Annotated in this window: 22 protein-coding genes; 20 read left to right on the forward strand and 2 right to left on the reverse strand. The window is 48.3% G+C overall.

The window, feature by feature from the left end; translation table 11 throughout:
* Positions 1 to 154 precede the first annotated feature (154 nt).
* Both BN6628_RS11255 and lepB read left to right on the forward strand, forming a co-directional pair.
* On the forward strand, positions 155 to 730 hold the full coding sequence (locus BN6628_RS11255; protein ID WP_068617414.1) for a YdhK family protein: 576 nt from the start codon (positions 155 to 157) through the stop codon (positions 728 to 730).
* A gap of 145 nt (positions 731 to 875) precedes the next feature.
* Complete coding sequence (lepB, locus tag BN6628_RS11260; RefSeq protein WP_068617416.1) at positions 876 to 1,430, forward strand: signal peptidase I; 555 nt, start codon at positions 876 to 878, stop codon at positions 1,428 to 1,430.
* 100 nt (positions 1,431 to 1,530) lie between these two features.
* On the opposite strand, the gene lexA is transcribed toward lepB, so the two are convergent.
* Positions 1,531 to 2,157, reverse strand: coding sequence for a transcriptional repressor LexA (gene lexA, locus BN6628_RS11265; protein ID WP_068617418.1), 627 nt, complete (start codon positions 2,155 to 2,157; stop codon positions 1,531 to 1,533).
* A 284-nt stretch (positions 2,158 to 2,441) separates the two neighbouring features.
* Between lexA and yneA the strand changes: the two genes are divergently transcribed.
* The 5 genes from yneA to BN6628_RS11285 all read left to right on the forward strand — a co-directional run bounded on the left by yneA (position 2,442) and on the right by BN6628_RS11285 (position 4,964).
* Complete coding sequence (yneA, locus tag BN6628_RS11270; protein ID WP_068617420.1) at positions 2,442 to 2,804, forward strand: cell division suppressor protein YneA; 363 nt, start codon at positions 2,442 to 2,444, stop codon at positions 2,802 to 2,804.
* 109 nt (positions 2,805 to 2,913) lie between these two features.
* Entirely contained in the window at positions 2,914 to 3,087 is a 174-nt protein-coding gene (locus BN6628_RS25635; protein ID WP_082926879.1) for a DUF896 domain-containing protein, read from the forward strand.
* Positions 3,088 to 3,221: 134 nt separating this feature from the next.
* Entirely contained in the window at positions 3,222 to 3,737 is a 516-nt protein-coding gene (locus BN6628_RS11275) for a hypothetical protein (protein WP_068617427.1), read from the forward strand.
* 19 nt (positions 3,738 to 3,756) lie between these two features.
* Positions 3,757 to 4,563 (forward strand): HAD family hydrolase, encoded by an 807-nt coding sequence (locus tag BN6628_RS11280; RefSeq protein ID WP_068617428.1) that lies wholly within the window; start codon positions 3,757 to 3,759, stop codon positions 4,561 to 4,563.
* Positions 4,560 to 4,964: a FixH family protein gene (locus BN6628_RS11285; RefSeq protein ID WP_235847619.1), complete on the forward strand. Its 405-nt coding sequence runs from the start codon at positions 4,560 to 4,562 to the stop codon at positions 4,962 to 4,964. Before BN6628_RS11280 ends, BN6628_RS11285 begins: the two co-directional genes overlap by 4 nt.
* Positions 4,965 to 5,039: 75 nt before the next feature.
* Here BN6628_RS11285 and BN6628_RS11290 read toward each other — a convergent pair whose 3' ends face one another.
* Positions 5,040 to 5,582: an acireductone dioxygenase gene (locus BN6628_RS11290; RefSeq protein WP_068617430.1), complete on the reverse strand. Its 543-nt coding sequence runs from the start codon at positions 5,580 to 5,582 to the stop codon at positions 5,040 to 5,042.
* A gap of 185 nt (positions 5,583 to 5,767) precedes the next feature.
* On the opposite strand from BN6628_RS11290, the gene metH reads away from it, so the two are divergent.
* From metH to BN6628_RS11355, 13 genes are all read left to right on the forward strand, one after another.
* Entirely contained in the window at positions 5,768 to 9,214 is a 3,447-nt protein-coding gene (gene metH / locus BN6628_RS11295; protein ID WP_392397638.1) for a methionine synthase, read from the forward strand.
* A gap of 99 nt (positions 9,215 to 9,313) precedes the next feature.
* Positions 9,314 to 10,246: a ribonuclease Z gene (rnz, locus tag BN6628_RS11300; protein WP_068617434.1), complete on the forward strand. Its 933-nt coding sequence runs from the start codon at positions 9,314 to 9,316 to the stop codon at positions 10,244 to 10,246.
* Positions 10,247 to 10,512: 266 nt separating this feature from the next.
* Positions 10,513 to 11,301: a TIGR01457 family HAD-type hydrolase gene (locus tag BN6628_RS11305; protein ID WP_068617436.1), complete on the forward strand. Its 789-nt coding sequence runs from the start codon at positions 10,513 to 10,515 to the stop codon at positions 11,299 to 11,301.
* Positions 11,302 to 11,337: 36 nt separating this feature from the next.
* Entirely contained in the window at positions 11,338 to 12,153 is an 816-nt protein-coding gene (locus tag BN6628_RS11310) for an Fpg/Nei family DNA glycosylase (protein WP_068617438.1), read from the forward strand.
* On the forward strand, positions 12,143 to 12,997 hold the full coding sequence (locus BN6628_RS11315) for a deoxyribonuclease IV (protein WP_068617440.1): 855 nt from the start codon (positions 12,143 to 12,145) through the stop codon (positions 12,995 to 12,997). The genes BN6628_RS11310 and BN6628_RS11315 overlap by 11 nt, the downstream gene beginning before the upstream one ends.
* 34 nt (positions 12,998 to 13,031) lie before the next feature.
* A complete protein-coding gene (locus BN6628_RS11320; protein WP_068617441.1) occupies positions 13,032 to 13,382 on the forward strand; it encodes a cyclic-phosphate processing receiver domain-containing protein in 351 nt (116 codons plus the stop codon).
* Positions 13,383 to 13,428: 46 nt separating this feature from the next.
* Positions 13,429 to 14,493, forward strand: coding sequence for an SAM-dependent methyltransferase (locus tag BN6628_RS11325; protein WP_068617447.1), 1,065 nt, complete (start codon positions 13,429 to 13,431; stop codon positions 14,491 to 14,493).
* Between the two features lie 314 nt (positions 14,494 to 14,807).
* Entirely contained in the window at positions 14,808 to 16,328 is a 1,521-nt protein-coding gene (locus BN6628_RS11330) for a protein kinase domain-containing protein (protein ID WP_157692474.1), read from the forward strand.
* Complete coding sequence (locus BN6628_RS11335; protein ID WP_068617449.1) at positions 16,328 to 17,269, forward strand: SAF domain-containing protein; 942 nt, start codon at positions 16,328 to 16,330, stop codon at positions 17,267 to 17,269. The genes BN6628_RS11330 and BN6628_RS11335 overlap by 1 nt, the downstream gene beginning before the upstream one ends.
* On the forward strand, positions 17,266 to 17,979 hold the full coding sequence (locus tag BN6628_RS11340) for a hypothetical protein (protein WP_068617452.1): 714 nt from the start codon (positions 17,266 to 17,268) through the stop codon (positions 17,977 to 17,979). The genes BN6628_RS11335 and BN6628_RS11340 overlap by 4 nt, the downstream gene beginning before the upstream one ends.
* Positions 17,976 to 18,800, forward strand: coding sequence for a hypothetical protein (locus tag BN6628_RS11345; protein WP_068617453.1), 825 nt, complete (start codon positions 17,976 to 17,978; stop codon positions 18,798 to 18,800). Before BN6628_RS11340 ends, BN6628_RS11345 begins: the two co-directional genes overlap by 4 nt.
* On the forward strand, positions 18,801 to 20,591 hold the full coding sequence (locus tag BN6628_RS11350) for an ATPase, T2SS/T4P/T4SS family (protein ID WP_068617454.1): 1,791 nt from the start codon (positions 18,801 to 18,803) through the stop codon (positions 20,589 to 20,591).
* Positions 20,581 to 22,653 (forward strand): hypothetical protein, encoded by a 2,073-nt coding sequence (locus BN6628_RS11355; RefSeq protein ID WP_068617456.1) that lies wholly within the window; start codon positions 20,581 to 20,583, stop codon positions 22,651 to 22,653. Before BN6628_RS11350 ends, BN6628_RS11355 begins: the two co-directional genes overlap by 11 nt.
* The last annotated feature ends 22 nt before the right edge of the window (positions 22,654 to 22,675 follow it).

Below are 22,675 nucleotides of genomic sequence, written 5' to 3' on the forward strand. Positions count from 1 at the left end.
CACCCTCGCTTCTTTATATGGCTATATTAAGTACATATTTGGAACAATTTTCACGTACTCAGAAAAACGTTCGAAATCCCCTGTAGTTATAAATATACCCCATATGGGTATATTGTGAATGAGCGAAGAAATAAACTATAGAGGTGTTGAGGAAATGAAAAAGACTTCGGTACTGCTTGGAGCAGCATTCATGCTGGCGCTAAGCGGATGTGATCATTCGGTAGATCAAGAGAAGACAAGTATCAGCACACAAGCAGAACAACAGCAGCAGGCAACAGAGATGGATCATTCTGAAATGAGCCATTCAAGCTCGGGTGAGCTGCCGCCAGGAATGCAAGAAGCTAAGCATCCTGCTTTTAAACCAGGCAGCCAAGCTGTAGTCACCGCGGATCATATGAAAGGGATGAAGGGGGCTGTAGCCACTATTGTGGGTGCCTATGATACAACAGTCTACGAGGTGACTTATACACCGACCAACGGCGGAGAGAAAGTGAAGAACCACAGATGGGTGGTACAGCAAGAAATCGCGGACGCTGGAGATAAGGCTTTTAAGCCTGGGGAGAAGGTGACGATATTGGCGGATCATATGCCGGGTATGAAAGGAGCCTCCGGCACGATTGATTCGGGTGAGAAGACCGTTGTCTATATGATCGATTACACGCCCACTACGGGCGGAGACGAAGTCAAAAATCATAAATGGGTGACAGAAAGCGAATTAGAGGCTAAATGAGATTAGCAGCTATTTTGGATGACCGCAAATTGCGGTCTTTCTTTTGTTTAATCAATATACTGCTCATGAAAGGGAGAAAAATTTGAACTGGTAAATTATTTGATGATATACTTCTTTTAACAAATCATAGGAGGATAAGCGAGGCATGAAAGTTATAAAATTTGTAGTGAGCTACATACCTGCGATTGCGATTGCATTTGCTCTGACTTTATTCATAGGTATTTTTGTATTTCAGCCTTATAAAGTCGAGGGGCATTCCATGGAACCTACATTGCAGGACAAACAGAGAGTTTATGCCTCCAAGTTGGCTAGAACATTCTCACATATGCCGGCTTATGGAGACATTGTGGTCATCGATAGCCGTATCAACAGGGAGCGCAGCTTTATGGATAGCGTCCGGGAGCACCCGTTGATTCAGTTCATTGCAGGTGAGACAGACGAACATATTTTTTATATTAAGAGAGTTATAGGCAAGTCTGGGGATGTAATTGAAATTAAAAATCAGCAGGTATACCGGAATGGAACTGTACTGGATGAGCCTTATATTAAGGAGAAAATGAATCCAGCACCAGATCAGAAATGGGTGGTGCCGGATAATTCGATCTTTGTTCTTGGTGATAACCGGAACAATAGCAGTGACAGTAGGGAGCTTGGCCCTATCCCATTTGACCATATCATGGGGATCGAGGAGATTAAATAGTACGTCGTCTACAGAGGCGCACCGCAGAGAATAACAGGATATGCAGCGAGAAGAAGAGGATGCCAAATAGGCATCCTCTTCTTAGATTTACCGGCCAATATTAATGAATGTCTCTGAATAGACCAACGACCTTGCCGAGAATAGTTACATGCTTTAAACGGAGCGGCTCATATGTCGGGTTCTCCGGCTGGAGGCGAATGTGATCACGCTCTTTATAAAATGTCTTGACCGTAGCTTCATCATCCTCAGTCATAGCCACCACAATATCTCCGTTATCCGCAGTCTGCTGCTGCCGGACGATAACAAAATCTCCGTTATGAATACCAGCTTCAATCATACTGTCACCAACAACCGATAACATGAAGACTTCCTTGTCCCCAACATAGTGGCTAGGCAGAGGGAAATAATCTTCAATATTCTCGGTGGCTGTAATAGGAACACCCGCGGTTACCTTACCTACCACAGGAACACGGGCAACCGTGTGAGCGAACAGATTGTAATTCTCCGAATCTTCCTGGCCAAGCAATTCAATAGCTCGAGGTTTGGTAGGGTCACGACGGATGAACCCTTTCTTCTCAAGCCTGTCCAAGTGACCATGGACCGTGGAACTGGAAGCAAGACCTACAGCTTCTCCGATCTCCCGGACGGAAGGCGGATAACCTTTCATGCGGACTTCGTTTCTTATAAATTCAAGTATCGCCTGTTGACGGCTGGAAACCTTCGACATATGTTATCAACCCCATTTAGTAACGTTTGGAAAAATTATAACATAGAACCTCCGTTCGTACAAACGTTAGTTCTAAATTTATTGTGGAATATTCAGGATAAATGGAAAGGAGCGTTACGAAATGGGTCTATTGATGCCAATATATAGAGATGATCCGTTTAAATAGGATAAAAATGTCATCACCCAAATGTGCGAACAATTGTTCTAAAAAACTATTGAACGAAACAAATGTTCGTGTTATATTGAATTCAGTAAACAAGAACAAACGTTTGGAGTGATTGATTATGTTAAGATATTCTACATACCAAAGTATTTATGAATCAGTACCGGCGCAGCCTGTTAAACATAAAATGAAGATGCATCTATCTTTCTCAAACTCTATTTTTCGCATTGTTCTATTAGTATGCATGATTGCTGTAACCTGTACAGGCATGATCACAGCTTTTGCGTCCTCTAGCGATCGTCCCACTCCTGCCGAACTAGAGCAGGTTGTTGTTCAGCCGGGCGATTCTCTTTGGAGTATTGCTTCCTCTAATAAGAGTGAAGGTGAAGATATACGCGATTTCATTCATGCTATAATTCAGGAGAACAACCTGCCATCGAGTGAGATCCAAGCGGGCGATGTGCTTATGCTTCCTGCCCATTAATATATTTGTTGTTATAAAGAGCTTTTCGAGGACTCCGCGATCCTTGACAAGCTCTTTTTCACATGTCAAAGTAAGAGTTAATGCCTGAAGTGAAGGAGGAGTATGGGATATGGACATCGACCAATTGGTACAGCGCATTAATGAGCTTGCGCGTAAACATAAAGAGTCAGGATTAACTGAGGAAGAGACCCTCGAAAGAGCAGAACTTCGGGAGATCTACCTGGGTAATATACGCAAAAATTTCCGTCAGCAGCTGGACTCCATTGAAATTGTAGATAACTAAGCAGTCCGGCTCTGCCGGATATACATAGCTGACATAAGAAATTCACATTGCGGATAAGATTCCGTTTATTATGTTGGGATATAATCAAAAACATATAGATGATCATGCTCATACCAGAGGGGGAAAGCAGCCACATGGCACGTTCGTTTGAGAAGCAGGTAGAAAAGAACAGGCAGAAAATTTTGATGCAGCAAAAGAAACAAGGAGTGCAGCCCGGCAAGCTTGGGGTCAAAGGAGAAGGGGATACTTTTAAAGGACGTAATATTATCCTTCCGGTCGTCTTAATTCTGTTCGGGGGGATGTATGGTTCCCTAGGCTTTATTGGGAAAAATACAGAAATTAATTCATTCCTCTATTGGATTACCATCGGGCTGTACATCATGCTCGGGGTTGTTGTCTTCATCCGTAAACCCTATCTGCGCGTCGGGCAAAAGGCGCTGTATACGTCCAAGTTTAACAGAGACCGCATGCTGTCTGCAGAGAGCATTCAGAAAATTGTCCTCTCGCAAGGAATGGTTAGCATTGTGCCAAAAGGAAACGGACAGAAGTGGAACTTCTCGCGTTCACGCAACCGTTTTGATACAGCTGCTATGGGCGAGCGCTTGAAGGAATTCGGCAAGACCAACAATGTTACAGTAGAGAATCATTAGAAAAGGGGAATCGGGCGAAATGTCGATAAAGGCTGTTTGCTTTGATCTGGATGATACACTCTTGTGGGACGACCGCAGTATAAAGGAAGCTTTTGAGTCAACTTGCCAGAAAGCTGCCGAAGTTGCAGGTGTTAAGCCAGAACGTCTTGAGGAAGCTGTCCGTAAGGAAGCAAGAGCGTTGTATGAATCTTATGAGACTTTTCCTTTTACAAAAATGATTGGGATCAACCCCTTCGAGGGGTTATGGGGGAACTTCACGGCTGGGGAACAGCCGGAGTTTCGGGCGATGGAGAAGCTGGCTCCTATCTACCGTAAAGAATCCTGGAGACGGGGGCTGCTCGCCGTTGGGGTAGATAATGAGGAGCTCGCTGGCGAGCTTGCCGAACAGTTCGGGGCAGAACGCCGCAATCGCCCACATGTCTATGAAGAGACCTTTCAAATTCTTGATGAGCTGAAGGGTGAGGTCAAGCTGCTGCTGCTGACCAACGGTTGCCCGGCTCTCCAGCAGGAGAAGCTGGACGGGGTACCGAAGCTGGCACCATACTTCGATGAAATTATTATTTCCGGGTCCTTTGGCAAGGGCAAGCCGGATCCAAGCATATTCGAGCATGCGCTCAGCCTGCTTGGTGTTGAACCTTCCGAAGCCTTGATGGTGGGGGACAAGCTTACCACTGATATCAAAGGGGCGCTAAGTGCAGGGATTCACTCCGTGTGGGTGAACCGCGACGGAAGAACTCGCTCGGACGAGATTGTCCCTGCGTATGAGATCAGACACTTATCTGAACTGCATAAGATCATTGACGGTCTTGGAGGTCGGGAGCATTGAGACTGCGTCCGTTGAAGCTGGTTTTGGCATTCATTGGATTGTTAATGATATTAACGGCATGCAATCAAGACTCCGGTCATTCAGGTCATGATGATATGCTGTCTCCACTGGATGTTAAACTGACCGTTACGCCTACAGAGGGGAAAGTGAACGAGAAGATTTCATTTGAAGCCAAGGTAACCCAGGGCGGCAAAGACATTAATGATGCCAAAGAAGTCACCTTTGAACTGTGGAAAGAGGGGACGGAGAAGCACAGTAAGATTACTGTTACCTCAACAGGAGAAGGCAAGTATGTCATGGTGAAGTCTTTCACGGAATCCGGTACTTATCATGTTATCTCTCATGTGACTGCGAATAGTCAGCACTCTATGCCATCTGCGGATTTTACAGTAAAGCCCTAATATATTTATCAAATATCAAAAAAAGCTGTTTGCTCATCCGGGGATGGGCAGACAGCTTTTTTAGTATAATTTTGGTTAAGCTTTCTGGAAGGAAGGATCTTCAAACGGATGAGCAATCCAGCCGTTCTCCTCAACGAACAGGCGGATCGCCACAACCTTGCGCTCATCAGTCAAGGTGAAGAAGTGAACCGTATTCTCTGGCACGGAAATCAAATCACCGGGGAGCAGATTCACATCGAAATAGCCGATCTCTTCAGAGCCTTTGATAACAAAGGTTCCAGCTCCGCCAACAATGGCTCGGATTTCATCTTCTGTGTGGGTATGAATTTGTTCAAACTTAGCAAGCAGCTCTTCGATATTCGGCGTTGTCTCCGACAGGGTAATGACATCCCAGGTCCGGTAGCCGCGGCGTTTCACCAAATCTTGGATTTCAGCTTCAAAGGTGGCCAGAACCTCAGCTTTTTGTTCATCAGTCAATGAAAAATTTTCCTGGAGATGGGCAGGCAGTTTGCTGATATCCCAGTGCTCATATATCACTTCGTACTGACTGAGGAAATTGCGAACGTTCTCTTCACCGGTAATCAATTCGTTCGTATTTCTAATTCTTATTTCCGCCATGGGATTACCCCGCTTTCATTTGGTATTTAGATAAAATTATAAAGGATAAACCTAGGTGTGTCGACCCTTATTTTGCCTGTGAAAAGGAGTTGAAACACTTCGGCTGGAATACGGGGATTTCCGGCAATCCCTTTTCTTAAGCGGGTTATTCTGCTACACTTAAATCTAGCGTTTTACAGGGGGGAATGAACTTGAGCAAGCCGACTCTGCAATCCAGAATGAAGGAAAAAATACTAATTCTTGACGGAGCCATGGGCACCATGATCCAGCAAGAACAGCTGAAACCCGAAGATTTCGGCGGGGAAGAACTCGATGGCTGCAATGAAATACTTGTTCTTACCCGGCCTGATGTCATCTCCAGAATCCACGAGAAGTATTTGGAAGCCGGAGCTGATCTGATTGAAACCAATACATTCGGCGGTGCCTCGGTGGTGCTTGCTGAGTATGATATCCAAGATAAAGCAAGAGAGATCAATCTTGCCGCGGCTAAGCTGGCCGTGGATGCGGTAAATAAATATTCAACCCCGGACCATCCCAGATACGCAGTTGGTGCGATGGGTCCGACAACAAAGACCTTATCCGTAACAGGCGGGGTAACTTTTGACGAATTGATCGAAAGCTATGAAGAGCAGGCAATCGCCCTCATTGAAGCGGGCGTGGACGCAATGCTTCTTGAGACTTCTCAGGATACGCTTAACGTTAAGGCTGGGAGCATTGCGATCCGCCGTGCTTTTGAAGCGACGGGCATTACACTGCCGATCATGATCTCCGGTACGATTGAACCGATGGGCACAACGCTGGCCGGGCAGAACATTGAGGCCTTCTACGTGTCTTTGGAGCATCTGAAGCCTGTTTCAGTCGGGCTTAACTGTGCAACAGGTCCCGAATTCATGCGCGACCACATCCGGACTTTATCCGAGATGGCCAGCACGGCCATCAGCTGTTATCCGAACGCGGGTCTGCCGGATGAGAACGGCAACTATCATGAGTCGCCGGATTCGCTCGCAACGAAGATGGCAGCCTTTGCCGAGAAGGGCTGGCTGAACATTGCCGGAGGATGCTGCGGAACTACGCCGGAGCATATCTATGCGATGTCGGAAAAAATGAAGCTGTACAAGCCTCGCGACATCGATCGCGATCCGCATCCGCCGGCCATTTCGGGGATTGAGCCCGTATATATTGAGCAGGACAACCGTCCTTACATGATTGGGGAGCGGACAAATGTTCTTGGTTCAAGAAAGTTCAAGCGGCTCATCGTGGAAGGGAAATATGAAGAAGCTTCTGAAATCGCCCGTGCCCAGGTCAAGGGCGGAGCCCAGGTGATTGATGTCTGTGTGCAGGACCCTGACCGTGATGAGACGGAAGACATGAAGAAATTTTTGGAGCTTGTTGTCAAGAAGGTTAAAGTCCCGCTCATGATTGACACAACGGACCCTGCGGTGATTGACCTGTCACTGAAATACTGCCAGGGCAAATCGATAATTAATTCCATTAATCTTGAAGATGGTGAAGAAAAGTTCGAACTTGTGACCCCGATCATTCACAAGTACGGAGCTGCTGTGGTGGTGGGAACGATTGACGAGCGCGGCCAGGCTATCACCCGGGAGGACAAGCTTGAGGTAGCCAAGCGTTCTCACGACCTGTTAGTTAATAAGTATGGCCTGCAGGCTGAAGATATTATTTTTGATCCACTGGTGTTTCCGGTTGGAACTGGGGATGAGCAGTATATTGGCTCGGCCAAGGAAACAATTGAAGGAATACGTCTTATCAAACAGGCGCTGCCTGCTTGTCATACCGTACTTGGAATCAGCAACGTGTCGTTCGGGCTTCCCGAAGCTGGCCGTGAAGTGCTGAACTCGGTCTTTCTGTATGAGTGCACGAAGGCAGGGCTGGACTATGCCATTGTTAACACGGAGAAGGTGGAACGGTACGCTTCCATACCAGAAGAGGAACGCAAGCTTGCTGAAGATCTTATTTACAATACGAATGATGAGACTCTGGCTCTGTTCGTAGCTGCTTTCCGTAATAAGAAGGTAGAGAAGAAGGAGAAGATCAGCAATCTCTCCCTTGAGGAACGCCTTGCTTCCTATGTGGTTGAGGGAACTAAGGAAGGCCTGATTCCTGATCTTGAGGAGGCACTGGGCAAATACACTGCGCTTGAGATTATTAACGGGCCGCTGATGGCAGGAATGGAAGAAGTCGGCCGTCTGTTCAACAACAATGAGCTGATTGTGGCCGAGGTGCTTCAGAGTGCGGAGGTTATGAAGGCTTCTGTGGCTTACCTTGAGCAGTTCATGGAGAAGAACGAGAGCTCGGTTAAAGGCCGGATTATGCTTGCGACGGTTAAAGGGGATGTCCATGATATCGGCAAAAATCTTGTGGAAATCATTCTGTCCAATAACGGTTATCAAATTGTGAATTTGGGTATAAAAGTACCACCGGAACGTATCATTGAAGCATTCCGCGAACAGAAAGCCGATGCGATCGGATTGTCCGGACTATTGGTCAAATCCGCGCAGCAGATGGTATCTACCGCTCAAGATTTGCGGAATGCCGGGATCGACGTGCCGATTATGGTTGGAGGCGCCGCTTTGACGCGCAAGTTCACGAAAACACGGATTCGCCCGGAGTATAACGGTCTTGTCGTTTATGCCAAAGACGCGATGGATGGTCTTGATCTGGCCAACAAGCTGATGGACCCTGGTCAAAGGGAGAAGATGCGGCTCGAATTCGAGGCGGAGAAGGAAGCTGGCGAACAGGAAGTGGTGAAGACCGTCCTGCCGGAGCTGACCCGTGCGGTCCGCTCGAACATTTCGCCGGATGCTCCGGTCTATCTTCCGCCCGACTTGGATCGTCACGTGCTGCGGGACTACCCGATCAACCATATTATCCCGTATGTAAATATGCAGATGCTGCTTGGTCATCACTTGGGCCTGCGAGGTTCAGTGGAGCAGCTTCTTGCCCAGCAGGACCCTAAGGCAGTGGAACTGAAAAGCACAGTGGACCAGGTACTGCATGAGGCGGTTACCAAGGGGATAATTCAAGCTCACGCAATTTACCGATTCTTCCCTGCCCAGTCCAGAGGCAATGATATTTTGATTTATGATCCTGAGGATCACAGCAAAGTGCTGAAGACGTTCAGCTTCCCGCGCCAGCGGGTTGAACCTTACCTATGTCTATCGGATTATTTGAAAACTGTGGACAGCGGGATTATGGACTACGTTGGATTTATGGTAGTTACGGCAGGACACGGTGTCCGCCAGCTATCTGAGGATTGGAAGCTGAAAGGCGACTATCTCCGTTCCCACGTTGTACAGTCCACCGCCCTTGAGGTGGCGGAAGGACTCGCCGAGCGGGTTCACCATATTATGCGAGACAGCTGGGGCTTCCCTGATCCGGCGGATATGACGATGAAGCAGCGCCATGGAGCGAGATATCAAGGCATCCGGGTATCGTTCGGATACCCGGCTTGCCCGGATCTTGAACTCCAGGAGCCGCTGTTCGATCTTCTTAAACCGCAGGATATTGGGGTCGAGCTGACGGAAGGCTTCATGATGGAACCGGAAGCTTCGGTGTCCGCGCTGGTGTTCAGCCATCCGGAAGCCCAGTATTTCAATGTTGAGAAGGCATAAGCTGATGGTATAAAATAGGCTTCAACACAAAATCCTCCGGGAACGGAGGATTTTTGTTACATCGGCTAAAAATCTAGGAAGCGGAAGAAGGTTGATGACATGGAGCTCTATTTTTTGGGGACGAATGCCGGTGTGCCTTCGCTGCAGCGGAATGTCACCTCTGTAGCTTTGCGTATGCTGGAGGAAAGACGTACCCTATGGCTCTTTGATTGCGGGGAAGGCACACAGCATCAAGTGCTGCGTTCGCCCCTGAAGCTGAGCAAGCTGGAGAAGATATTCATTACACATTTGCATGGAGACCATTTATTCGGTCTTCCAGGTCTTCTCTCCAGCCGGTCTTATCAAGGCGGGGATTCCCCGCTTGTTCTGTACGGACCGAAGGGGCTTGAACAATATGTGAGAATGTCGCTTGGGATCAGCGAGTCTCATATTAATTATGATTTGATCATTAAGGAGCATGCGGGCGGGCTTATCTGTGAAGATGAGACGTTTCGTGTGGAGTCAGCTTTGCTGGATCACCGGATTGACAGTTATGGCTATCGCATCACTGAACTCGACAGGCCTGGCAAGTTGGACTTTGAAGCGTTGGCGAAGCTGGGTGTGAAGCCTGGACCCTTATATGGAAAACTGAAGAAGGGGGAGAGTATCGAGACTGAGGCAGGAACAGTTCATGCCGATCAGGTCCTTGGCAAGCCGAAGAAGGGCCGGATCATCACGATCCTCGGGGATACCCGCCCATGCGCGGCTGCGGTGGAATTGGCAAGAGGGGCAGATCTGCTGGTGCATGAAGCGACCTTTTTGCATGAGCTTGCTGAGACTGCACACAACTACCATCACAGTACGGCTCTCCAGGCTGCGGAGACGGCAGTAGAAGCAGGCGCCAAAGAACTTATACTGACTCATTTTAGCTCACGTTATAAAGATGAGGATCAGCTTCGTCCGCTCTTAGAAGAAGCCAGCTCCATATTCCCGAATACCCGGCTGGCCAAGGAGCATGAACTTGTGCCGATTTGCAGGGGAGACGGGGAATAATCTAGGAAATTTTAAAATTATTTTCCGGGAAAGCGCAGGAAATGACATGCCCTATCAAAGTTTTTCATGGACTTAGCAAGGTTTTTTCAACCTTCGCTAGGGTTCGACGGTGACAGGCATATTTGCACGCTTTTCCCATGGTTCTTGTGAATTTGCCCGCACATGGGGATTCTTTTACAATAAGAGATGAGAAATGAATTTATGAGGTACAGATTCATGTATTGCTGGACTACAGTCCAAGCAGTGACAGCTGGGGAGAGAGGGACATGAAGGCTTGGAAAGGTTTTTTAATAGATCTGGATGGAACGTTATATCACGGCACTCAGCGGATTCCAGGTGCGGATGAGCTGATCCGTACGCTTAATGAAAGGGAGATTCCGTTTCTGTTTGTAACTAATAATTCCTCGCGTACACCGGAGGAGGTTGCCGAGCATTTAAATGGAATGGGGATTGAGGCATCTGCTGAGCAGGTCTGCACATCCGCGGTAGCGGCGGCACAGTATGTAGCGGAGAAGTCTCCAGGATGCAGGGTTGCTGTGATCGGCGAGCGAGGGCTTAATGCCGCAGTGGAAGACGCTGGTTTGAAGCTGACCGGGGACAATCCGGATTATGTCGTGCAGGGGATTGACCGGTCTTTTACATACGATAAGCTGACTGAGGCCGCCAGGTGGATTATGGCAGGGGCAACGTATATCCTGACCAATCCGGATCTCCTGCTTCCTTCCCAAGATGGGCTGATGCCAGGGGCGGGCACGCTGTCAGCTTCCATTAAGGCGGCAACCGGTGAGGAGCCAGTGGTCATCGGGAAGCCTTCTGGTATTCTGATGAAGTTCGCTACCGACCGGATTGGTCTGGACCCGAAGCAAGTTGCCGTTATTGGAGATAATATGCTTACTGACATCACAGCAGGTGTCCATGCCGGCTGCGGTACGGTGCTTATTCTGACCGGAGTAACGACCACGGATAATGTAAATACATACATGGAGAGATCAGGTGTACAGCCGGATGTGATTTGCACTGACCTTCATGAATTGAAACAGCTTATTATGAGCTGAAGAAGGAAACATGAATGACGAAGGGAAAGATGATCTATGCCGGAACTTCCGGAGATGGAGAATTACCGAATTCAATTATCCCAGCTTATACTTGACCGTCCTATTACGAAAGTGACCGTGGGCAGGGAGAAATCAATCAACAAGGACTCCGCTGATTTCATTCGCGAAGTGACGGGGACCCGGATTATATTTATAGAGCGGCGGGGCAAGCACTTGCTGTTCCACCTGGACAGCGGCCGGAGGCTGCTGCTTCATTTGATGCTGGGCGGACTTCTTTATTTAGGTACGGATGAGGATAAACCTGAGCGGAGCACACAGGTGGAGATCAGTTTTGGAAATCAAACGTTATATTTCATGGGTCTTCGGCTCGGTTATCTACACCTATACAGTGCTAAGGAAAGTGATGAATTTCTGTCCGATCTAGGACCAGAGATCATCGACCGCAGGATGACGGAGGAGAAGTTCATTCAGCTGTTCGCGAAGCGGCGCGGGGCGCTCAAGAGCACGCTGGTTAACCAGCACGTGATTGCAGGAATCGGTAATTGTTATGCGGATGAGATTGCTTTTGAAGCGGAGCTCAGACCTTCCAGCAAAATTCAAAACTTGAGCCGGGATGATCTTGCCAAGCTGTATCATTCCACCCTTGCTGTCTTCAGGCATGCCACTGAGCATGGGGGTTATATTGAACTTCCACTGACGAAGGAAGATAAGCTCACTGGAGGCTTCAACGATCTCTGCCGGGTCTATGACCGGGCGGGCGAGGGATGTATCCGATGTGACGGGGTTATTGAAAAAAGTGAAATCGGCGGCAGAAAGGTGTTTTTCTGCCCGAAATGCCAGCATGACAAGTAAGGTTAAGGTAGGCGGGCATTTAAGCATACGCGGGGGATATGCAGGGGCTGCCAAAACGGCTTCCATAATGGGAGCCGGCGCGTTTCAGTATTTTCCCAAAAATCCACGGAGTCTGGGAGTGAAGGCGTTTGATCCTAGAGATGCGGAGAAATGCAGGGTATGGTGTAAAGAGAACGATATCCTGTCTGTTGCCCATACGCCCTACCCCAGCAACCTTGCTGTGGATTCCCAGAAAGATCCCGAGGGCTACCGCCGGATCGTAGAGTCTTTGCGAAATGACCTGAACATTGCTGAAGCCTGCGGCTCTATAGGTATTGTTGTTCATTTTGGCACATCTAAGGCTGGAAACCCCTTACAGGGATACAAAAATGTTATACAATGTATTAACGAGGTTCTTCGTGACTGGAGCGGCGCTGCCAAGCTGCTGATAGAGAATCAGGCGGGGGACCACGGAGACATGGGAATGACCATGGAGGAAATGACCCAAATCCGCAAATTATGTGAGTCGCCTGAACATATCGGGTTCTGCCTGGATACCTGTCATGCTTTTGCTGCAGGTGTGTGGCAGGGGGCTGAGGATAATTCTTTTGTGGAGAAAGGCCATAAGCTCGGCTTTTGGGAAGAGGTGCGGGTCATTCACTTAAATGATTCCAAGTATCCACTTGGATCGCGGAAGGACCGCCATGCCAGGGTCGGTCATGGATATATTGGAGAGGCAGGGTTCCGCAAGCTTTTGACTGCCTTGGACATTAGAGATAAAGCCTTCATCCTTGAGAGCGAAACCGGGGAAGATGGTACATATAAACGGGATATGGAGCAGGTTAGTCTTTGGGCTGAAGCTTAAGCTGATTACACAGTTGGGGAAGGGAAGAACACTTGTGATCCACTTATATATGGATGATATGCGGCGTTGTCCAGCAGGATTCACCCTGGTGCGAAGCGGCCAGGAATGTCTTGAGGTTCTTCGGACCACTGAGGTTGATATTCTGTCACTTGATTATGATATGGGTCCGGAAGGGATGTCTGGAGGCGAGGTTGCGGCGGTCATGGCTCGTGAAGGTCTGTTTGCGAGGGAAATTTTCCTCCATACCTCTAGTCTGCACGGCAAAATGAGCATGTATGAGACTTTGTACAGCAGCAAGCCCGACCATGTGATTATTCATAACGGCCCGGTGCCGTTTGAACGTCTGGATGAAATTGCCCACCAGGTGACCCGTAAGTTGAAATAGACCAAGGAAGCGGCAACAAACGCAAAATACTGGAGGTTTTAGGCTTTTGATCAGTCATGAGGAAATAGAGAGTCGGGTATCGGGACATTCATCCCGGTTCATTTGTACGGCAAATCATGGATTTGCTCCGTATGCACAGGAAGAGTTAAGAAGGAAGTTCGGCTCGGTAAAAAGCACCGTACTGGTGCCAGGGGAGATCTTCCTCGGTACTTTGGATGTTTCGGTGGGTGAAGCAACGGAAAGGCTGCGCATGGAGCAGCCTATCTTCTTGCGTCATATTTTTCCGGTTCAATACCAGATCGGAATCGTAAACGGGGACAAAGAGAACGCTATGGAGCAGCTGGTAGCCTGCTTAAAGCATCTCCACGAACTGCATGATGCACATGTTACCGTTCAAGCGCGCAAGGCGTCCCATCAGTGCTGGGATGGAACCTCTAATGATTTGAAAGAGGCAGTGCAGATGGGAATCTCGGACGTGGTGAAGGAGTTTGTGGTTAAAGATGCTGAGCGGATTGTTTCCGTTCTGGTCACGGAGAATGCCATGTTCACTGGAATTTCCGCCCCACGGGATAATCTGTCGGATTGGAATGGAGGGGCTGTCCGGTTTCAGAAGGAGGAGGGTCAGATTTCCAGAGCCAAGTTCAAGCTGCTTGAAGCGGAAAAGGTATTTGGGATTGACTTTGCTTCATTCCGGGATGCTCTAGACATCGGGGCAGCACCTGGGGGCTGGACTTCGTTTCTGCTGGAACGGGGGCTAAGAGTAACTGCCGTGGACCCTGCGAAAATGCACCCTTCGTTAATGGCTTCAGAACGGTTAACCTATTTGCAGAAAAATGCGGACAGCGTGAAGTTCCGCGACAATCAATTTGATTTATTGGTCTGCGATATGAGCTGGAGTCCGAAACTGACGGCCAAGCTGGTAACCGGGCTGCTGTACAGCCTTTCACCGGGGGGGACGGCGGTAGTGACGGTTAAGCTGCTGAGCAAAAAGCCGCTAGCCCTGATCAAGGAAGTGATGGACACGTTTGAGAACGCCCATATGCAGATTCAGCGGGCCAAGCAGCTGTTCCATAACCGGGATGAAATTACGTTATATATGATTAAATATTAATGCCGTTAATTAATGTAAAAAATGAACTTTAGAAAATGCCCCATTGGATAGTTATTTCAAAGATTTCGAGACAACAGGGGTTGCAAGAACACTCGGCATCACAGCGCCACATAAGGGTAAACTTCGTAAGTTCATTTTATATAGGCGGAAAAATTTTGCTTTACTTTTAGATGCCGATTGAACTATACTAATTCCAATATTATACAAAAGGCCGCTTAGGGAAAGTATTCCAAGCATCCTTGGTCAGGTAACATAACTGATCAGGGAGCATGGATGCTTTCCCTTTTTTGTTGTCCTTGAAAGGGGGAGAGTTGTTGCAGTTTCCTTCAAAGCTTATGCCAGGCGCAGTCCTTGGGGGCAGATATCGTATTGAGAAGCGGGTTGGCAGCGGAGGAATGAGCCATGTCTATTGTGCAACCGATCTTAGGTTACAAGGGAAGAAATGGGCAATCAAAGAGACCATAACGGTTCCGGAACAGTATGCCAATCTTGAGGAAGAAGCGGAGCTTCTTATCAGGCTGAACCATTCTAGGCTTCCGCATATCGTGGATTTTTTTCCTCCTGATCCGGAGGGTTACACTTATTTGATTATGGACTTTATTGAGGGTCTTACCCTGGAGCAGCATATGATTCAACGTTCGGAGGGAATGACGGATGCGGAGATACTGCGAATCGCGGAGCAGATATGTGAAGGTCTTGCCTATTTGCATCAGCATGATCCTCCGGTGGTATACAGGGACCTTAAACCTTCTAATCTGATGGTCGACCGGTTAGGCGGTATCCGGTTCATAGACTTCGGAATTGCCCGACAATTCAAGGAGGATCAGCCTGAAGATACGGTTAAGCTCGGGACGGTGGGGTTTGCTGCGCCTGAACAATATGGAGGAAGGCAGACCGATGCGAGAACAGATTTGTATTCACTGGGAGCACTGCTTCTATATTTGATAACCGGCGGGCAGGAGAGCGAATGGAGGCAGGAAACAGATCAGAGGCTGAAGAGCTCATCAGGACCTGCCCGCTCTCCGGAGCTGCTTGCGATGATCAGGAAGCTCCTTCAATACGAGCCGGAGCAGCGGTATTCCTCGGTACAGGAACTGCAGGAAGCGATGCAGACTCTTGCCTTGAAGTACTCCGATTCCAAACGCTCCGGGTCTGGAGCTTCCGAGCTTTCCAGAACCAGAGTGATCGCCATTATGGGCGTATCGGGTGGGGTTGGGTCCACTCATACCGCGATCATGCTGGGCTACTCTCTGCAAAGGCATTTCAAAGAGGTGTGTTTGCTTGAGCTTTCGGATAAATCAAACGCATTTTCCAGACTCCAATCTTTGACTGGCAGAAAGGATGAAATAAGCGGACAGTCCGCCGAGCGTCACTTCACTTTACAGGGAGTCAGGTACTGCCGGAGGCCCAGCCGGATGGAGATGCTGGAGCTTATCTCGGGTGAGGACGGGCTGGTCGTGCTTGATTTAGGTAATGACCGCAGTAAGGAGGCGTTCGAGGAGTTTATGAGGGCGGATATTTCGCTTGTTATCGGCTCAGGTGCTGAATGGAGGTTTCAGGATCTGGTTGCTTTTTGCCGGATGTCCTCCGCTTATCCGCACAGCAAATGGATCTATGTGGTACCCGCCGTGTCTTTGGAGGTGATCCATCATCTAAGGAGGAAGTTAGGCACTTCGAGACTGCTGCCGATTCCATTTGAAGATGATCCTTTTCAGCCCAGTCCGGAGACCGTACAAGTACTTGAAAATTTATGCCGTCCGATACTCCAGGCCCAAAAGCCCGGGAAGCGGTTTAAATTTAAATTTCACCGAAAAATGTGGGGAGGAAGAAGTTGATGTTACGACTGAGGCAGCGGACCAGACATTTGATCTATTCGGCATTGGCTGGTGCAGTCACAACTGGAATTTTGGCCGGTACCTGGATTGGGTCCCTCCAGAATCAAAGTCAGAGGCAGCAGGAGGCAAGGGAAGCCCGTTACCGGGCGGAGATTAACCGGTTGAAGCAGGAGCAGGCTGGGAAGCGGATTCAAGGCTGGATTCCTGTACGTGATATCGATGCTGGAGAGAAGATGGGGGCGAGTGATCTGAAGCTCATCGAGCTTCCTTCGGACCGGACGCCCGCCGATTATGTTGTGTCCAAAGAGCAAATTGAAGGCAAAATCGCCAAGGTGTCGCTTAGAAAAAGCACCCTGATCACGGACTCCCTGCTGTATGAGGAAGAGCCCGCAGCTGACGATCTTAGGAACCGGGAGATCAGCTTTGTGAAAATTCCGTTTGTGCTGAAAACCAAGGATGTGGTCGATGTGAGGATTCAATTCCCCACCGGCCAGGATTACATTGTTCTATCTAAGAAGAAAGTGAAAGACCTTAAGTCGTCAACTATGACACTAACCTTATCTGAAGCTGAAATTCTGTCCCTTTCCAGTGCGGTAGTTGACGCATATCTGCATAAAGCATCCATATATGCCTTGACCTATGTTGAGCCCGAACTTCAAACCTCTGCTATCCCGACTTACCCGGCGAATCAAGAGGTGCTGAAGCTTATTGCGAAGGACCCGAATATTCTTAAGCGTGCGGAGCATGGGCTTAGCATCACCTCCAGGGCGCTGCTGGAGAAGGATCTGAGTGCACTGACCCCTCAGACGGCATCGGAGTTTGAGGGTAAGCAGTCCGAATACTATGAGGCTTCAAGAGAGGCGGGGACAGCGGCTGCGCCCGGTTCGAATAAATCGGGAGACCAACCGGTAGTGGCGAATAACAAGGAGGAAATCAGGTGAAGCATTGGATATTTATCGGAGCATGTGATAAACGGGAGCTTCTGATGTATCTGGGAAGAATACTGGCTGCCAACCGGAAGAGAGTTCTTCTTGTGGATACCTCTAAGGAGCTGAGATACAGGTATGCCATGGCGATGGAATCCGACGGGCTTCCGATTGCCGAGTTTTGCGGTATGGATGTGGCCACCGGATTTGCTGACTCGCTGGATTTGTATCGTGCGCTGGATGAGGGTGGGGAGTCAGAGCTAGCTTATGATTATATTTTGTATGATATGGATAACGGTTCTTTCGGCCATCAGGACCTGTGGGAAGGGGCTGACGAGATTGTTTGGGTGACGGGCCTAGGGCGGTATGCTTTGGAAAAAGGCAGAGAACAGTTTGTATCGCTGCTGGAACTGTATCCCGATCTGGTCGGAAGGAGAGTCAAAAAGGTATACATGCACAGTGTAGACAGCCAGCTGACTGATGAATATATTTCAAGCTTTGTCAGCAGTCTGCCGATCTGCTGGGAAGCCAAGCCCGTCCGGATACCTCTGGATGAAGGGAATGTGGCGGTCAGGTTGGAAGGCGAACATGCAGGCACGATTGAGATCAGGAGAATTACGCGCGCATATAAGCGGGTTCTAATAGAACTGGTAGAAGAGCTTACAAAGTGGGACAGAGGCTTGACACGAAAAGCTGTCCGGTACGCGGATAGGAGAAGAGCATGAGTACAGTCACTTTTTGGGATTATGCACATAGCGGAGCGGCTGAAATTGCTGTATCTCTGGGGATTATAACCGCTATGGATTATAAGATTAGGATATTGCTGGCCCAGACTGGAAAGAGGGGAACCGGCATTGATGAGGCATTTAAGCTTCGGAACCGCCAAGAGGGTCTATTGTCTGCTTTCAAAGATCAGGGCATGGACGCCCTGCTCCGAATGGCATCCGCAAGACTGCTTCATCCGGGCAATATTTCGGATTATACAGCTTCACTTATTCAGGGCAGGCTTGACTTGGCTTACGGTCCTGAGTTTGGGGGAGCAGGGCTGATTTTGCACAAGGAAGAAGGTGTACAGCATCTGCTGCAGACGGCAAATGCCTGTTATGATCTGCTGATGTTGGATACTCCGCTGGATGGCTCATTTGCGGAGAACACTTTGAAGACGGGGGACGTTGTAGTTGTTGTCGTGAAGCAGAACATTCGGCAGCTGGAAACCTTTTTTGAAGAGGCCAACCAGAGCTCGCTGCTGCAGAGCCGGCCGTATCTTATCGTTATTACGAATTACGATGCAGATCAGGTCATCTCAATTGCCAATATTCGGCGCAGATTCCGGTGGAAGAATCCAATACTTGGTGTCCCCTACAATCGAGAATTTGCCAATTCATGGAACACGGGGCAGGTCATGGCTTTCTACCAGCGGCACTATGGAATCTCTCGCTCGAAAGGGAATGCCGCCCACTATATTGAGAGCATCCGTGCCGTGTCTGCCCGGCTGATCGGGATGATGGACTTAAATGCGGTGCCCTGTTCAAATAGGGGGGCGTAGATGGGGAGTCATCTGAATCTTTTCATCATAGGAAGCATAGTACTGCTCTGTGCTGTATATCCTGTTGTAAAACTGTGGACCGCAAGCCGCCAGGACTCGCCAGAAGAAGACTCTGATGATTATTTTGTATTGAATAATCTTACACAGATCATCAAACTGTCCCTTCACCAGTTAAGCCGGGCGCAGCTTCAGGACTTGTATTACGGTGAGGAGGAGTACCGGAGAAGACAAAATCAGAGGGCAGAACTCCGTAAAGCGCTAAAGGGATGTGTGTCAGGGGATGCCGCTGACAAGGCCTACGTGAAGGTTAAAATTGCACATTTACTCCAGACTACCTGCGGCATAAATGAGATTAATATCAATAAGGTCATACCGTTCGAGGATGCCCATCTGCTGTCGGTACAAGATCAGTTCGAAATCCTCCTGTATTTATACAAATCCAGTCATGACGAGCAGGCCATGAGCACTCTAATTGAGACCTATGAGCTCGATCGGATTAGAGGGGATCGGCATGGGGAGGAGCAAAGGTTTGAAATTACTGCCGAGGATATTAAACATGCCTTTTATTTGGAGTACAGACCGCTGCTGTTCCAAGAAAAGCTGGATATTATTGTACAGCGAATCTATCAGCAGTATAAAGGCTTCTCTGTGGCGGATGAACTGCGGGATCAGCGAATTGACGGGATAAGCGGGGGAGTCAGCGGTGTTACTGAGCAGACGGGGCTATTATTGACCAAGGAGCGGACAGATTATTTTCCGGCAATGAACATGAATGGGAATAACGTGCATATACCCAGGAGCTTTGAGAGTGTCTGGATTTTCTATAAAGGAAAGTCAATCCGCCTATCCTTTCTCTCCTTCGGAAGTGAAAGTGAGCTGAAGAGAGTCTGTCAGAACATATATAAATATAATCTTCCCGGCCAGCTGTCGGAGACAACCGGTTATAAAGTAAATGAAATGAAGGACGGGTCCCGGGTAGTTGTGGTCAGACCCCCTTTTGCGGAATCATGGGCATTCTTCGTACGTAAGTTTGATGTTAAATCTGCGGTTCTTGAGCAGCTGGTTCGAGGTGAGCATAGCGAGCTTCCGGTCCAGCTTCTCAAATATCTTATGAAGGGCAGCCGGATTACCGCAATTACCGGGGCTCAGGGTTCAGGGAAAACAACCCTTCTTATGGCAATGGTCAAGCATATTTATGCTTCATATACTTTGCGGGTGCAGGAGATGTCCTTTGAACTGCATTTAAGGAATCTGTACAGCAGCCGAAATATTCTAAGCTTCCGGGAGACTGATTATATTCCAGGGCAGGAAGGGCTTGATCTGCAGAAGAAAACAGACGGGACCGTGAACATTTTAGGTGAGGTTGCTACTGATGAAGTGGCAACTTGGATGATCCAAATGGCTCAGGTAGCCAGTTTATTTACCGTGTTTACCCACCATGCTAAGACTTTTGACGGTCTTATACAGTCCCTCCGTAACTCCTTGCTCAAATCCGGAATGTTCCGGGATGAGCAAATGGCAGAACGCCAGGTTATCAGTGTGATTGATTTCAACATTCACCTTAGGGCGGACATGGAGGGGAACCGTTATATTGAACGGATTACGGAGTGTGTAAAAGACGATGCATCCATGAGCCGGAATATCATTGAGTATCATAATGGCTGCTACATCCCCGCCGGTAAGCTTTCAGATCGCTGTCTGCAGGAGATGAGAGATCAAATGACCCCAGATGACGCAAGAAGCTTTCAGTTATTTCTAAACAGACATTGGGGTGATCAGATTGGAGCTTAAGAGCTGGCTGATCTGGATTGCGGCAATATCGGCGGTGGGTTTTGGCATCGTTGTCATAGTAATTCAATTAATGGGACTAAGAAAAAGGAAAAGCTCATTTACCGTTGTAGAATCTCCGAACGCCTCTGCGTGGTCCCGCAGTTTCAAGTTGTGGATGCTATCCATGTATGTCTTTAGCCTGAAGGTTCCTTTACTTCGTACTTACTTAAGCAAGGTCCGAAAAAGAATTGCAGCTATCAATCTGTATGATGAGTTTGAACTTCGGTTTCATACCATGGCGGCAGGAACAGCTGCGATATTAATTTTTGGCCTGAGCATAGGCATCTTGTTTAGTCTTAATCCAGATTGGCTGTACTTGTTGACGCTTCTTCTTACGGTCATCGTACTGAACAATGTGTTTGTGGATTCATACATTAACCGGATTGAGAAGAAGCTTCTCCAGCAAATGGCTAGTTACCTCACTGAGGTCAGACACGCCTATCACCGGCACGGAATCGTTGAAGAAGCCCTTACGGAAGCTGCTGAGGAATCGGAAGAAGAGATTGCTAGACACGGATATGCCATTGCGGATGCGCTGGTCTCACCAAAACCTGAAGAGGAGCTGGACAAGTATTATCTGACTTGTCCCAGCCGCTTTCTGAAATCATTTGCCGGTATTTCATATTTAATTATGGAGTACGGGGACAGGGTGAAGAAGGAGGGCTCGATTTATCTGAAGGCGATCAGCAGCCTATCCCAGGAGATCCATCTGGATATGTTAAGAAGAACTAAGCTGGACTATCTGCTGCGGGGGCTTCATGTGATTGCATTGGTTCCCGTTTTTTTCACCAAACCTATTGAAGTATGGGCGCGAAGCAGCTTTCCGCTAATGGAGGATTACTATCTAGGCAAATATGGATTGATGACCAAACTTGCGATCTATGTGTTAATTATCGTTTCTTATGTTTTCCTGCAGAAATTAAGCAGTCTGGATGAGAAATCAAACCGGTCCGAAGGCACAAGAACAGGCTGGGAGCAGAGAATATATGAGATGAGAGGTATTAACGGTTTGTGGAGGGCATTAATACCGGGCCGAAGGTCTTCAGGATATGAGCGGGTAAAAAGACTGCTTGCCGACACAGGACATAGACTTACCCCAGAGTGGTTTTATGTTAGGCGGGTTCTTCTTTTTGCCGGCGGGTTCTTGGCCGCTTTCCTGCTGAGTATGTTTCTGCATTCTACCGAGAAGCATCGGATCTTGTCCGAACCTCCAAAAAGCTCGGTGGTTTTTGGGTCAATCTCACAGGAAGAAGCACTTAATAACAGGAGAATTACGGAGCAGGATCGTGTATGGATCAACCGTTTTGGGAGTGTCAACGACAGGAATGAGAGATATCAGATGATATCACGGACGGTGGCTTCTTCGGAGTCAGCCAAGGCGCTTACGAAGGATGAAATCACGGCAACTGTTAACCGGCTGATGGTTAAGATGGAGCGGTTACGTGATGAGTACTTGAAATGGTGGGAGCTGCTGCTGGCTCTGGGGATTGGATATTTGGGTTACTGTCTCCCTTTATGGCTGCTGTATTTTCAGCGGAGAGTTAGGGCGATGGAGATGAGGCACGAGGTATACCAGTTCCAGACTATGATTACGATTTTAAGGGAGATGGACCGTATATCCGTGGAGGAGATTTTAGAGTGGATGTGCTCCTATGCGGCCGTATTTAAAAATCCGATAGAGAAGTGTCTGCTTCATTATGATTCTGGAGCCGAGAGTTCCCTCCTCGAGATGAGGGAGGAGGCTGGCTTTCCTGAATTTCAACGGCTGACGGACAAGCTGCTGCTTGCTGTGGAGAAAATCCCGATCAGCCGGGCTTTTGATGATTTGGAAGGCGAGATGTCCTACCGTTTTGAACAGCGAAGGCTGGATTACGACAAGATGCTGGACAGCAAGGCGGGCTTAGGCCGAATGATCGGATTCATCCCGATGTACTCCCTCATATTTATGTATTTGGTCATTCCATTGATCTGGATGAGCTTTACCCAGATGAGCCAGTATTATGAGCAAATTCAGAAACTTTAATTATATACCAGTTGGAGGTTAA

The organism is Paenibacillus tuaregi (assembly GCF_900086655.1).
In the GTDB taxonomy this organism is placed as follows: Bacteria; Bacillota; Bacilli; order Paenibacillales; family Paenibacillaceae; genus Fontibacillus; species Fontibacillus tuaregi.